Source organism: Sporosarcina sp. FA9 (genome assembly GCF_051550205.1).
In the GTDB taxonomy this organism is placed as follows: domain Bacteria; phylum Bacillota; class Bacilli; order Bacillales_A; family Planococcaceae; genus Sporosarcina.
On record NZ_CP188819.1, the window covers coordinates 266,531 to 280,414 of the forward strand.

The 13,884-nt window shown below is 38.7% G+C and carries 14 protein-coding genes; 8 read left to right on the top strand and 6 right to left on the bottom strand.

Annotated elements, in window-relative coordinates; all coding sequences use genetic code 11:
- Positions 1-43: 43 nt before the first annotated feature.
- Positions 44-1,396 (bottom strand): YjiH family protein, encoded by a 1,353-nt coding sequence (locus tag ACP8HH_RS01325; protein ID WP_438314786.1) that lies wholly within the window; start codon positions 1,394-1,396, stop codon positions 44-46.
- Between the two features lie 398 nt (positions 1,397-1,794).
- Here ACP8HH_RS01325 and ACP8HH_RS01330 point away from each other — a divergent pair, with 398 nt between their 5' ends.
- Together ACP8HH_RS01330 and ACP8HH_RS01335 are read left to right on the top strand one after the other, a co-directional pair.
- Positions 1,795-2,292: a hypothetical protein gene (locus tag ACP8HH_RS01330; RefSeq protein WP_438314789.1), complete on the top strand. Its 498-nt coding sequence runs from the start codon at positions 1,795-1,797 to the stop codon at positions 2,290-2,292.
- Positions 2,293-2,331: 39 nt separating this feature from the next.
- Positions 2,332-3,237, top strand: a complete 906-nt coding sequence (locus ACP8HH_RS01335) for a prenyltransferase (protein ID WP_438314792.1) — start codon at positions 2,332-2,334, stop codon at positions 3,235-3,237.
- A gap of 180 nt (positions 3,238-3,417) precedes the next feature.
- Here ACP8HH_RS01335 and ACP8HH_RS01340 read toward each other — a convergent pair whose 3' ends face one another.
- Entirely contained in the window at positions 3,418-3,597 is a 180-nt protein-coding gene (locus ACP8HH_RS01340; protein WP_438314795.1) for a hypothetical protein, read from the bottom strand.
- A 539-nt stretch (positions 3,598-4,136) separates the two neighbouring features.
- On the opposite strand from ACP8HH_RS01340, the gene ACP8HH_RS01345 reads away from it, so the two are divergent.
- The 5 genes from ACP8HH_RS01345 (at position 4,137) to ACP8HH_RS01365 (ending at position 9,858) form a co-directional block, all read left to right on the top strand.
- On the top strand, positions 4,137-5,834 hold the full coding sequence (locus ACP8HH_RS01345) for a peptide ABC transporter substrate-binding protein (protein WP_438314798.1): 1,698 nt from the start codon (positions 4,137-4,139) through the stop codon (positions 5,832-5,834).
- Between the two features lie 122 nt (positions 5,835-5,956).
- Positions 5,957-6,892 carry an ABC transporter permease gene (locus tag ACP8HH_RS01350; RefSeq protein WP_438314801.1) on the top strand — a complete coding sequence of 312 codons (936 nt, stop codon included), beginning with the start codon at positions 5,957-5,959 and terminating at the stop codon, positions 6,890-6,892.
- Positions 6,892-7,815: an ABC transporter permease gene (locus ACP8HH_RS01355; protein WP_438314804.1), complete on the top strand. Its 924-nt coding sequence runs from the start codon at positions 6,892-6,894 to the stop codon at positions 7,813-7,815. The genes ACP8HH_RS01350 and ACP8HH_RS01355 overlap by 1 nt, the downstream gene beginning before the upstream one ends.
- 14 nt (positions 7,816-7,829) lie before the next feature.
- On the top strand, positions 7,830-8,858 hold the full coding sequence (locus tag ACP8HH_RS01360) for an ABC transporter ATP-binding protein (RefSeq protein WP_438314807.1): 1,029 nt from the start codon (positions 7,830-7,832) through the stop codon (positions 8,856-8,858).
- The gene (locus ACP8HH_RS01365; RefSeq protein ID WP_438314811.1) at positions 8,851-9,858 is read left to right on the top strand and encodes an ABC transporter ATP-binding protein; all 1,008 of its coding nucleotides are present in this window, start codon (positions 8,851-8,853) and stop codon (positions 9,856-9,858) included. The genes ACP8HH_RS01360 and ACP8HH_RS01365 overlap by 8 nt, the downstream gene beginning before the upstream one ends.
- A 131-nt stretch (positions 9,859-9,989) precedes the next feature.
- On the opposite strand, the gene ACP8HH_RS01370 is transcribed toward ACP8HH_RS01365, so the two are convergent.
- Positions 9,990-10,151 carry a hypothetical protein gene (locus ACP8HH_RS01370; RefSeq protein WP_438314813.1) on the bottom strand — a complete coding sequence of 54 codons (162 nt, stop codon included), beginning with the start codon at positions 10,149-10,151 and terminating at the stop codon, positions 9,990-9,992.
- Positions 10,152-10,676: 525 nt separating this feature from the next.
- Here ACP8HH_RS01370 and ACP8HH_RS01375 point away from each other — a divergent pair.
- A complete protein-coding gene (locus tag ACP8HH_RS01375) occupies positions 10,677-11,396 on the top strand; it encodes a lysophospholipid acyltransferase family protein (RefSeq protein ID WP_438314816.1) in 720 nt (239 codons plus the stop codon).
- A 191-nt stretch (positions 11,397-11,587) separates the two neighbouring features.
- Here ACP8HH_RS01375 and bshB2 read toward each other — a convergent pair whose 3' ends face one another.
- The 3 genes from bshB2 to thiD form a co-directional block, all read right to left on the bottom strand.
- Positions 11,588-12,280, bottom strand: a complete 693-nt coding sequence (gene bshB2 / locus ACP8HH_RS01380) for a bacillithiol biosynthesis deacetylase BshB2 (RefSeq protein WP_438314819.1) — start codon at positions 12,278-12,280, stop codon at positions 11,588-11,590.
- Positions 12,281-12,304: 24 nt separating this feature from the next.
- Positions 12,305-12,655: a YojF family protein gene (locus ACP8HH_RS01385; RefSeq protein ID WP_438314822.1), complete on the bottom strand. Its 351-nt coding sequence runs from the start codon at positions 12,653-12,655 to the stop codon at positions 12,305-12,307.
- Between the two features lie 354 nt (positions 12,656-13,009).
- On the bottom strand, positions 13,010-13,846 hold the full coding sequence (gene thiD, locus ACP8HH_RS01390; protein WP_438314825.1) for a bifunctional hydroxymethylpyrimidine kinase/phosphomethylpyrimidine kinase: 837 nt from the start codon (positions 13,844-13,846) through the stop codon (positions 13,010-13,012).
- Positions 13,847-13,884: the final 38 nt, after the last annotated feature.

Sequence of the window (13,884 nt, forward strand, 5' to 3'; positions counted from 1 at the left end):
CCTCGCGATGAATTATCCGCGAAGCTTTTTTGATGTCTCTTTTTTAAAACAATAAATGTGCCACACCTGCAACAATGGGAAGTGCAATAAGTGTGCGTAATAAAAAAATGAAAACCAAGTCCATAAAGTTTACTGGAATTTTTGAACCTAGTAGAAGCCCACCGACTTCGGCCATGAAAATAAGTTGTGTTACGGATATTGCAGCAACAACAAACAATGTCAAATCAGATGTAATTAAGCCATCTGCCAAAATAACGGGTAAAAACATATCTGTAAAGCCTACTACCATTAATTGAGCGGCATCTGCGGCTTGCGGAATTTGCAGAAGTGTCAAAATCGGCTCAAAAGGTTTACCTAAAATAGTAAAGAAGCGAGTGTTTTCAACGACGATTAATGCGGTTGTTCCGAAAGCCATAACAACTGGTATTACACCAATCCACATATCAAGGACGTTTTTAACACCTTCTGAAGCATTTTTAGTGAAAGAGCGGCTTGAATCTGCTTTCAATAACGCATTTTCGAGACCATGTGAAAATGAATTATACCCTTCAGGTAATTTTTCTTCATCCCCCGTAAACGGTCTTCCGTCGATGTATTCCTCTTTTTTACCAACGAGTGGAAAAATTCTCGGCATGATAAACGCAAGAACTAAACCTGCAAAAACGACAGTACCGTAAAATGGAAGGAAGTATGCACTAAGTCCAACCGTTTCAATGATTACAATAGAGAACGTAATGGATACGACAGAAAAGGTTGTCCCAATGATGGCGGCTTCCTTTTTCGTATAAAAGCCTTCTTCATACTGCTTACTTGTGAGGAGTACTCCAATTGTACCGTCTCCAACCCATGAAGTTAAAGCGTCGACTGATGAACGACCCGGTATTTTGAATACAGGACGCATAACTTTCACCATCATTGTCCCGAAAAACTCCAGCAATCCGAAATTTAAAAGAAGCGGTAATAAAAGACCAGCAAATAAGAAAATTGTAAATAAAAATGTTACAAGTCCGTCTTCGCTAAGTAGTAAACCACCTGTATTTTCTCCCCAAATCGCTTCTGGACCCAATTGAAGTACTACCAATACAGCAAATACTGCACCGACAACACGGGTAATTGTCCAAAACAGGGAAACTTGGAATAGATTTTTTAAAAAGGACGGTTTGGCTTCATTCTTTTTAACAGCTAAAAAGAGCATTGAACCAAGTGCAGCAATGATGAGAATTATGGTTGCAATCCATGGCATTACTGGTGAAATCGCTTCCGCCAAGTAAAATGCAAGTGTTGCAATGAGTACTTTCCATTCTTCACCAAACTTCATAGGTATCATGAATAAAAGAATACCAAGAATAGATGGAACTAAGAAAAGTAACCATGTGGATAAATTAAACTTTTTCATTATACTGCTCCTTTGTAAGCGTTTTTATGTTGCGTAGATATATATATAGTAACCTCAAGTAATGACTTTGCAAATAGCATCGGATATATTCCATTTCTTTAGACTATTCCTTAGGATTCAGTTAACTTTTTGTTTATGATTTGGTTTGTGAAGTCAGTTGGTGAGTGGTTCGTAATAGTACTCGATGATGTGAGCTAGAGTTGTCCATTTTAATGGGGTGTAGGTTGGATTTTTAGGTCAATTTAAATACACTATTTACAGAGATATCTTTACACATTAAGAGTTCCTTGATGCACATCAAGGAACTCTTTTGTGATCGATTATATAATTTAGTCAGCAACAAAGTTTCATTGGGGTGATCGTCACAGAAAACATATCTTTGGAAAGAAGATGGTTTAATGTATTGGTCTATTCATCAAATTGTATTAGCTATTCATATTCTTCTAGGAATTACTTGGGTAGGAGGAATATTATTTATAGGTTGGGGTGTTTTTCCGGTTGCTAAAAAGATGGATGTCCTAAATCGCCAAAAACTACTTGTGGGACTAATGCGATGGGTACATCATAAGTTCACCCTTATAGGATTTGGAGTTATTTTGACGGGTCTTGTTCTCGGAAGTGTTCTTGGTCCAGTTCGAGGGATGGATACAGCTTTAAATACTGCTTATGGACATAACTTAATCTTGGCATTCACAGTCGGCGTTCTGACAATTCTTTGGGGTACATTTGTCAGCTACCGATTTACGATAAAAGTTCTTACGCATGATACGCTCTGGAAAATGGCGGAAAATGGTTATCCCCGCTTATTAAGGAATGCCATGAGAAATGTAACTATTGTGTCAGGGGTTGAAGTAGTGGGTTTCATTAGTTTGCTTATACTCATGTTGTCATTTTAATGACAAAGGAATTAATTTGAATAGTTAGGAGCTGGTATAGTGGCTAATTCAGCTGGAACAGAAGTATATACCTACCGCGCATCGTGGTTAACTCTCGTCCGCCCTATGACATTGACAGGAACCATTAGCCCCACTATTGCAGGGAGTGCACTTGCTGCAAATAGTGGAACAATAGATGTAACCATTTTCCTTGCTTTTTTGGGGGCAGCATTGCTCGTACAAATGGCGATTAATATATTCAATGATTATTTTGATTTCCTACATGGACAGGATATTGAAAAATGGGAGAAAACAAAACGTAGAAGTTTCTCCAAAAACCCGGTTTTATCACAGTTGCCGGCTGTTGCAATAGGGATGCTGGCTGTTGCAATGGTTTTGGGAGTATGGCTTGCTTCTGAAAGCAACTATTGGATATTGGTTGTAGGAGCAATCAGCATCGTAGCCGGTATTTATTATTCGGCAGGAAAACCCTCATTGTCATCTTTAGGAGTAGGAGAATTGGTTGCAGCTATTTTCCTTGGCTTTGTTGTCACAGGCTTGGCATACGTTGTGGAGGGTGGAAACTATAGCTTGCACGTAGTAGCAATTGCTGTCCCATATGCCATAATCATTGCTACTATGATTTTAGTGAACAATATTCGCGATATGAAAAAAGACATAGGCTTCCGTTTTACTTTACCGATTGTACTCGGCCGACAGAAGGCATTGCTACTTCTTGGGATATTAATTACTTTACCTTATATTTGGCTAATTGTATTAATAGTTCTAGAAGTTACAGAATGGACTATAACCATCGCATTTTTAGCATTGCCGTTAGCTATACAGCTACGCTGGAAATTGAGAGAAGATGCACCGCTAAAGGATAAAAAGGTTACCATGAAATGGGCAGCGTGGCATCATTGGGCATTTGGTTTATTATTTGCTTTGGGGATTTGGCTTAGTTGAGGAAATCCAAATAATACGAACTCATGCAAGAGATAATTATGAAAGTTTAAGCATTCATGATTGTCTCTTACAATGATACATCCTGAAAGATTGTTTATAAGAAGCAAATTTATCTATAAGGAGAAAATACCAGTCACTCAATTATAACTAATTGAGTGACTGGTATTTTCAATAAATCAATTACTTTTTGTCTTCTTTTTCACGCGTATCTTCCTCGGTGTTATTTTGGACCGAATGAGCAGATTTTTTTATTTCGTAATATTCTTCAGCACCCAGTCCGCCTTCACCAATCATTTTGGAAATTTCTTTTGTCCGCATTTCGGAATCAATTTTAACTTTAACTCTTTCATCTCTTGTCATTTCTAAACCCCCTATTCGTGAAATACTATTTATTGTTTACCTTAATAAACCTATTTTGAAACAAGTACGTTCAGTTATCTACATAACCTTTGTATTTTAAGTACAGGACTGAGGCGATCTAATGTACCCTCAATGAATGCGTAAATACATTAGTACTAGTCTAACGATGTCATAAGCAGAAGACGGAACAGTATGGGTTCGCCAGTGTCTGTTGGAATGATGCACTCTTGGCATTTTTACAATTGTGACCCTAGAATGATCAATTCAATCACCCGATATTTTATTAAGGTCCCTAGGATTTCTGGCAGGTCCATGAATACAGCCGATAAAAAGAGATGAAATCTATAAGTGCTAAGAAGGTGATATGTATTGAATTAGATGTCCTTAGAAACATTTATTCGGTACTAGTTTAGTCGGAAACAAAATTTTTAATATACCGACTATTAAAAAGTGTTGGAATATTGGTCAAACAATAGTATGATAAAACCTAAGACGAATAATGTCTTTGCGGTAAAAAAAAACGGGGAGGTTTTAAATGTATGAAATTGAAAAAATGGTCGATTTTCCTAGCTCTGGTTTTGGTAATGAGTCTACTTTTAGCTGCTTGTAGTGGAGTTGAAAAGGACGAGGGTAAAAAAGACGAACCCGACAAAACTGTGGAAAAAGAAGAAGAAAAAGATGACGAAAAAGAAAAAGATGAAGGCGAAACTGCAGGAACTTCAGAACAGGTACTAAATTTGAATATTAAATCAGAACCACCATCACTAAATCCAGGTTCAGCAACAGACACTACTTCAGGTGCTGTATTGTATCAGACATTTGAAGGTTTAATGCGTATTAACCAAGAAGGTGTAATCGAAGAAGCGATGGCAGAGAGTGCTGAAATGTCGGACGATGGAATGACTTATACTTTCAAAATCCGTGATAATGCAAAATGGTCAAATGGAGATGCTGTAACGGCTAAAGATTTCGAATACGCTTGGAAATGGGTGTTAGATCCAGCAAATGCTGATACAGACTACGCCTACCAATTGTATATGATTAAAGGTGCCGAAGATGCTAAGGAAAATGGAGGGTCATTAGATGATGTAGGCATTACAGCAGAAGATGATCAAACATTAGTTGTACAGTTGGCACAACCAACTGCTTATTTCCTTGAATTAACAGCGTTCTACACATATTTCCCGGTTAACCAAAAGGTTACTGAAGGAAAAGCAGGTTGGGCAAATGATATGAGCGATGATTATGTAACGAATGGTCCATTCCTTATGTCTGAATGGAAGCATAAAGATAAAGTTGTTCTTACGAAAAACCCAGAGTATTGGGATGCTGATACAGTAAAACTAGAGACAATTAATATGTTTATGATTGAAGATGAAAACACTGCAAAACAGATGTATGACGCGGGAGAACTAGATTGGTTAGGTTCGCCGACGGATTCAATTCCATTGGCAGCGATACCAGCATATAAAAAGGATGGTATTTTAAACATATCTCCACTTGCTGGCGTTTACTACTACGCATTTAACGTAGAAGAAGAGCCATTTACAAACGTGAATATTCGTAAAGCATTTGCTTTAGCGATTAACCGTGAAGGTATTGTTACAAATATCACACAAGCTGAGCAACAACCAGCTATGGCATTAGTACCACCTTCTATTTTCGAAGAGAACTCAAAAGGTTATTTCAACGATAATGATGTCGAAAAAGCAAAAGAGTATCTAGCAAAAGGTTTAGAAGAATTAGGGTTGGATAAACTACCAACTGTTAAACTTTCGTATAACACAAGTGAAGCACATGGTTCTATCGCACAAGCAGTACAGGATATGTGGAAAGAAAATCTTGGAGTAGAGGTAGAGCTTTCAAACGCGGAATGGGCTGTATATCTTGACTCAATGGGTGCAGGAGATTTCCAAGTTGGTCGTATGGGTTGGTTAGCAGACTTTAACGATTCGATTAACTTCCTAGAAATCTTTGAAACTATTGGTGGAAACAACTATACCAATTGGGAAAGTGCGGAATATCAAAGTTTATTAAAGCAATCACGAGCTGAAATCGATCCAGAAGCTCGAGACGTTCTATTACGTCAAGCTGAAGCAATCTTCATGGAAGAGCTTCCAATCTCACCGATTTACTTCTACACAAACGTGTGGACGAACAAAGAATACGTTAAAGATGTTGAAGTATCACCTCTTGGGCAAGTTCAGTACAAATGGGGATACATCGACGGAAAGTAATAAAATCTAGTATTTAAATAGGTAATCAATAGGAGGTGATCTTTTCTCACCTCCAATTTTTTGTTTAAATAGATAGATGAGAAATGAGATTAGACTTCTTAGAATTACGGAGGTGGTATCGTTTGGTTAGATATTTACTAAAAAGGATTGGATACATTTTACTTTCACTCTTTTTTATAGTGTCCATTACGTTTGCTTTGATGAAATTAGCTCCCGGGGGTCCTTTTACTTCCGAACGGAAAACTTCTCCAGCAATTGAAGAGCAAATGAAAGAAGCTTATGGTCTAAACGATCCGATTCACGAACAGTATTTTAAGTATCTTATAAATGCCGCTCAATTAGATTTTGGACCTTCTTTTAAGTATGAAGGACAAGAAGTAATGGATATTATAAAAAGAAGTTTCCCGTACTCTTTGATTTTGGGATTAGAGTCCATTTTTATAGCTTTGGGGTTCGGTGTATTATTTGGCGCGATAGCCGCAATTAGGCATAACCGAATGGGTGACTATACAGTAATGATAATTGCAATACTAGGCATTTCAGTACCAAGTTTTATCATGGCAACCATTCTTCAATATATATTTTCAATTAAGTTAGAATTGTTACCAATAGCTCGGTTTGAGTCCATTGCTCATACGATTTTACCGGCATTTGCACTAGCGACAACACCCCTTGCTTTTATCGCAAGGCTCATGCGTTCAAGTATGTTAGATGTGCTTAGCGCGGATTATATTAAAACTGCAAAGTCAAAAGGATTAAGTGAGAGAGTTGTTATCTATAGACATGCATTACGAAATGCGATATTACCAGTAGTATCCTATTTAGGACCATTAGTTGCGGGCATATTAACTGGTAGTTTTATCATAGAAAAGATATTTGCTATCCCTGGTTTAGGAAGTGAGTTTGTAGTAAGTATTACAAATCGAGACTATACCGTTATTATGGGAACTACGGTGTTTTTTAGTATGATTTTACTCGTTTCCATACTGATAGTGGATCTTATTTACGGATTGATTGATCCACGAATCAAAGTAACCGGAAAGGGGGCCAATCACTAATGACGCAAAACCAAATTAAGAATTCGGATTTCGATAGATTAGAAGTAAACTTTGCAGAAGCTGAAAGAATTGTTGGGAAAAGCACTTCATTTTGGAAGGATGCTTGGCGTCGTTTTAAGTTAAATAAACTTGCACTTTTCGGTGTTGGTGTAATTATCTTATTAGCAATTATGGCTCTTATTGGCGAGTGGATCTCGGGACATACGTATCAAGCAACGAATTTAATGAATGCAAATAAATCACCAAATGGTGACCATTGGTTTGGAACAGATAACCTTGGGAGAGATGTATTCGCAAGAACTTGGTATGGTGCGAAAATCTCTTTATTTATCGCCCTGATGGCTTCCTTAATCGATTTAATTATCGGCGTTATTTGGGGTGCACTCGCAGGATTTTATGGTGGTAAAGTAGATGAATACCTTATGCGAATTGCAGATATTTTGTATGGCGTGCCCTATTTACTAGTTGTTATTTTATTAATGGTCATCATGCCAAAAGGTTTATGGACCATGATTCTTGCGATGACGATAACGGGATGGATTGGTATGGCTAGAATTGTGCGTGGCCAGGTAATGCAATTGAGGTCATCGGAGTATATACTCGCATCCAGTTCTCTCGGTGCAAGTAGTACTAGGTTACTGGTGAAGCATCTCATACCTAATACACTTGGCCCGATTCTTGTGACATTAACATTAACAATACCTACAGCAATATTTACGGAGGCATTTTTGAGTTATCTCGGTTTAGGTGTTCCAGCACCTCAAGCCAGTTGGGGTACAATGTCTAATGATGCTTTATCTTCCTTTGAGTATTATCCGCACCAGCTCTTTTTTCCAGCATTCTTCATCTGTTTGACGATACTGGCATTTAATGTCATCGGTGATGGGTTAAGAGATGCAGTGGATCCGAAAGATCGTAAATAAAGGGAGGACTAAAAATGAAGAAAGTACTAGAGGTAAAGGATCTTTCCATCTCATTTGAAACATATGGAGCTGACGTACAGGCTGTCCGTGGCGTTTCTTTTGACTTACATGAAAAAGAAACGTTAGCAATTGTCGGTGAATCAGGATCCGGAAAAACTGTAACTGCCAATTCTGTAATGCGTTTGATTCCTACTCCACCCGGTAAATACTCTGGGGGAACGATTTTATTCGAAGGGGAAGATTTAACGCAGAAATCGGAGAAGCAGATGCAAGATATCCGTGGTAAAGATATAAGCATGATTTTCCAGGATCCAATGACATCCATTAACCCAACGATGCGAATCGGGACACAAATTGCTGAAGGTCTTATCAAGCACCAAAGATTATCAAAAAAACAAGCACATATGCGCGGCATCGAACTGCTAAAACTGGTGGGAATTCCAAATCCCGAAACCCGTATTAAGCAGTACCCGCATCAATACTCGGGAGGAATGCGTCAGCGGGCAATGATAGCGATTGCTCTGGCCTGTAATCCTAAAATACTTATTGCTGATGAACCGACAACTGCTCTAGACGTAACAATTCAGGCCCAAATTCTTGAACTCATGCGTGAGATACAAGAACGAACAGGAACTGCAATCATTCTAATTACCCATGATTTGGGGGTTGTAGCAAGTGCTGCAGATCGAGTTGCAGTAATGTACGGGGGAAAAATTGTAGAAACAGGCGATGTCGATGAAATCTTTTATAACCCAAAACATCCTTACACATGGGGGTTACTGGGCTCAATGCCGAAGTTGGATAGTAGAGGTAAGGAGTTACAAGCGATTCCAGGATCACCGCCAGACCTAGCTGATCCGCCAAAAGGCTGTCCATTTGTGACAAGATGCCCATATGCTATGAAAGTTTGCGAAGCCCACATGCCTGAGTATACACATTTGTCAATGACGCAAAAAACAGCTTGTTGGCTATTAGATGAACGTTCGCCGAAAGTAGAGAAACCTGAATCGGCAGTTGTTGGAGGTGTGGGAGCACATGGATAAAGGTCGGGAAAAATTACTGGAAATTAAACAACTGAAAAAACATTTTCAAATCGACCGTGGAAGTGTGCTGAAGGCCGTTGACGGGATCACATTTGACATTTATAAAGGAGAAACGTTCGGTTTGGTCGGGGAGTCAGGGTGTGGAAAGTCTACTGCCGGACGCACGATTATGCGTCTTTATGAAGCAACTGAGGGTGAAGTAGTATTTAAGGGCGAGGATGTACATGCGAAAAAATCAAAAAAAGATCTAATTAAGTTTAATCGCAGCATGCAAATGATATTCCAGGATCCTTATGCTTCTTTAAACCCTAGAATGACGGTAAAAGATATTATTGCAGAAGGTCTGGATATCCACAAACTGGTGAATACGAAAGCAGAACGGACAGCTCGTGTTAATGAGTTATTGGAAACGGTGGGTTTGAATAGTGAACATGGAAACAGATATCCGCATGAATTCAGCGGTGGTCAGCGGCAGCGAATTGGAATTGCTCGTGCCTTAGCTGTAGACCCGGAATTTATTGTAGCAGACGAACCGATTTCTGCATTAGATGTTTCTATTCAAGCTCAAGTAGTCAACTTGTTGGGGAGATTACAGAAAGAACGGGGATTGACCTATTTATTTATCGCCCATGATTTGTCGATGGTAAAACATATTAGTGATCGTGTAGGCGTTATGTATTTGGGGAGTATGGCCGAAATCGCAACAAGTGATGATTTATATGAAGATCCAATGCACCCGTATACACAAGCGTTGCTGAGTGCAATACCGATATCAGACCCTAAAGTTGAACGAAGTCGTGAAAGAATACTCATTGAAGGTGATTTGCCAAGTCCGATTAATCCGCCGAGCGGGTGTCGTTTCAGGACGAGATGTCCTCATGTAATGGATGTTTGCAGTAAAGTAGAACCTGAATTCAAAGAGTATAAAAAAGAACATTGGGTAGCGTGTCATCTATACGATGAAGAACATAATAAAGAACACATAGCAAGACAAAAATAGAGAAACAAGGCCCATTATGCAACTGTGGTACGTTTCACTAGCTTGGATAGAAGAAATGAGTCCGCTATAAATAGAAAATGCCCGTTACTCAAACAAAATTCATTGAGTGACGGGCATTTTTATTAAATTAATTATTCTTTATCTTCTTCAGTGTTAGTTTGGGTAGAAGTGGGGTCTTTTTTGATCTTGTAATATTTTTCAGCACCCAGTCCGCCTTCATCAATCATATCTGAAATTTCTTCTGTCCGCATTTCGGATTCTACTTTAACTTTTACTCTTTTATCTTTTGTCATTTCTAATCCTCCTATTCGTAAGGTGTTATATTGTGTTTACCTTAATAAACCGGTTTTGAAACAAGTCTGTCCCGATTGGGAAATTTATAGTCGATTTCAATCTTAACTATGACTTCTAGTAAAACTGAACGAACAAATTTATTTTTCTACAGCACCCTTATAGTTTAAGTATAGGACTCAGATGGCAATCAATTGTAACAGCACAAATCAAAAATCTTGGAGAAGAGATGGATAAACTTTATTTAAGGGTTTAGGAAAAAGAGTGATTTTAACAGATGCAGGTGTAAAATTTAACATATATGTTGATGAAATAGGGGGAAAACAACTTGCGAAGGGATAACGAGTATAGAGTCTGTCAAACAGTCTGTTATTGCAGGTTTAGGTGTGGCTATGCTACCCGAGATGGTCGTGAAAAAAGAAACCGGATTTCACCTCGTAATGTGACGTATATCATAAACAACAGATGACATTTGCAACTTATTTAATTTCCTCATATCAATTATAATTGCAATAGATTTAATATGATTGAAAAGAGGAGAACATATGCGGACTCTAGTATTTCAAGGATACTTATGGGGTTATATTTTAAGTAAAGCAAGCAAATCATTTACTATAAATAAATTAAACAAGGCAGGCAAAAAGAAGGATAAACTAGAACTGATGGATAATATTATTCTCAAGTGCACCAAAAATTTAATTAAAATCACTGGTGCCAACCTCATAATAACAGGAACAGAAAATATTCCATTAGATGAACCTGTATTATATGTCAGCAATCATCAAGGTAATATGGATATTCCAATTTTGTATTCAACAGCTCCCCAAACAATGGCTTTTGTTGCTAAAAAAGAAATGGAGAAAATTCCGTTGTTGGGCTATTGGATGAAAGAACGAGGATGCGTGTTTATCGACAGGGATAACGCTCGTAGTTCCCTAAAGTCTATTAACCAAGCAATAGACAGTTTAAAATCAGGTAATTCAATAGCAGTTTTTCCAGAGGGGACTCGAAGTAAAGGTCCTGAAATGGGAGACTTTAAAGCGGGTAGTTTACGAATTGCTATTAAATCGGGGGTCAAAGTAATTCCCGTGACTATAAAGGATTCTTACAAATTGATAGGAAAGAAGGGTAGGTATAGACCAGGAAAGGTTTTTGTCCACTACTCTAATCCCATCGATTCTAGAAACTTTAAAGATACAAATGAATTAGCCACAGAAGTTCTAACACAAATCAAAAATAATTTGTAACAGGACAAATAGACAGTGAAGAAATTGTATGATTTACCTGAACTATGTAAAACCATCGAAATAAAATCCTGGTGGGATAGCGTGGATTCGATTGCACCCCCAATCTGATGTAAACCCACAAAAAATGCAACCCCTTAGTTTGACGAGGAGTTGCATTTTTTTGTAGATTATAAGTTAATATTTGTAGGGATTTAAAATGCATCTTCAAAATCTTGATCCCAATTATATGAATAAAAACGTTCGTATTGGAACCATTTTAGTGCTTCGGGATCATTGTCTGCGAGTTTTTGTTCCATTCCTTGCATCATCCAAACTGTTTGAGAAGCATGTGCAGTTAATGTTGCAATCTTTTTCGCTCGTGCATGTTGAATATCGTGAATGATATCGGGTTGGCCAAGTACTTCGACGGTGTTATTTGCGAAGGCGATTGTGTAAAGTGCAGGTCGGCCTTCCTTAGGCATTCTTCTAATTGCTCGAACAACTGCGCGGGCAGATGCATCGTGGTCGGGGTGAACTGAGAGTCCCGGGTAGAAGGATATCACTAATGATGGATTCGTTTCATCTATTAAATCTGCTACGAGTTTCACCATTTTTTCATCGTCTTCAAATTCTATTGTTTTATCTCTTAATCCCATAAATCTTAAGTCATCAAGTCCCATTGCATCGCACGCTTTTTGAAGTTCAGCTTTACGGATTTGTGGCAAAGTTTCTCTATTTGCAAAAGGTGGATTTCCTAGATTCCGTCCCATTTCACCAAGCGTTAAGCATGCGTATGTAACAGGTACACCCATTTCACGATACGTTGAAATTGTACCCGCAAGCCCGAAAGCTTCATCATCTGGATGGGGAAGTACGATGAGTACATGGCGTTCTTTTTTAATCATATTATTTTCCTCCTCAAGCGTGTATTAATATGTGAAAGGCGTTTCACTTATTTCAAGTGCGACGGCAAGTCTACCCTCTCCGTCAAGACCCGCCATAAGAAGTCGTCCATGTTCGTCGAGTTCGTAATGTGTAATTCCTTGTGCATAAATCCAACCAGATGGAAGTTTCAATCCGATTCGATGTGGTGCATCACCGGCAACCTTTCCGAGTTCAAAATTAATAACGACGTTTCGAATAAAGGCCCCTGCATTTAAAGTGTTGCCCCTAAGATGACCCGCGTACGAGCCATTTGTCGTTTCAAGATGAATATAAACATCTTTATTTGCGAATGAAGTAATTAATTGTTGTAAGTGTTCGGGTCGTACTGTTTCCATAATTAATCCTCCTTAAACCTTTGGCATAGCCTTGTTATAGTATATAGAAAAGAGGTATTAAATGCGATTTGTCTGTCTCATGGTATAGTCTTCACCAATCTATCTGAGTAGAATGTGCAACCAATTCGGTCTGGTGTGCAACGAAAGCGTCGAGAAGTGCAACGAATTCGGTCTGGTGTGCAATGAAAGTGCCGGGATGTGCAACGAATTCGGTCTGATGTGCAACGAAAGCGCTGAGATGTGCAACCCGTGTCTACAAAGGTCCTTAGTAAATAACAACCAAAAAGCCGTCGAGAGAATCTTGAACGATTCTTTGACGGCTTTATTCCATTTTAATGGACTTTAATAATGTTGTTATACTTCTGTTAAAGTAATTTCAGTTGTACCTTCAAAACGGTTTTTTGCTCCGTGCATAACAGGGCCGACATATTCATTTAACTTCCAGCCGTTTGCGATTGCTGCACTCACAAATTTTTTCGCTTCAATGACGGCTTCTTTAACTGGGAGGCCGTTCGCAAGGTTCGCTGTAATTGCAGCGGCAAAGGTACATCCCGCACCGTGATTGTAATGTGTAGCCGTTTTTTCTGCTTCGAGAAGTGTGAATGTTTTTCCGTCGTAGAATAGGTCCGCAGCTTTATCGTGTTCGAGCTGTTTTCCACCTTTAATGACAACATTTCGAGCACCGTGAGCGTGAATCTTTTCCGCGGCGACTTTCATATCGTCAATTGTTCTAGGTGTTTTAATTCCCGCGAGTTGTCCGGCTTCAAACAAGTTTGGAGTAACAATTTCAGCTTTTGGAAGTAGATATTTAACCATTGCTCCTACATTCCCAGGATTTAGTACTTCGTCTTCGCCCTTACAAACCATAACGGGATCGATCACAACATGGTCTAGACCTGAAGCTGTAATTGCTTCGCCGGCTGTTTGGATAACTTCCTCCGTGCTGAGCATGCCTGTTTTAATGGCATCAATTCCAGTTGATAATGCGGTATTGAGTTGTGCATGAAGCACGTCGATTGGAAGTGAATAAACATTATGGCTCCAATTATTTTCAGGATCCATTGTAACGATTACAGTAAGTGCAGTCATGCCGTATGTTCCATGTTCCTGAAATGTTTTTAAATCAGCTTGAATTCCAGCACCGCCGGAAGTATCCGATCCTGCAATTGTTAAAGTCTTTTTCATAGTCATATCGAAACGTCTCCTTTTATTTGAGTTAACTTATACAT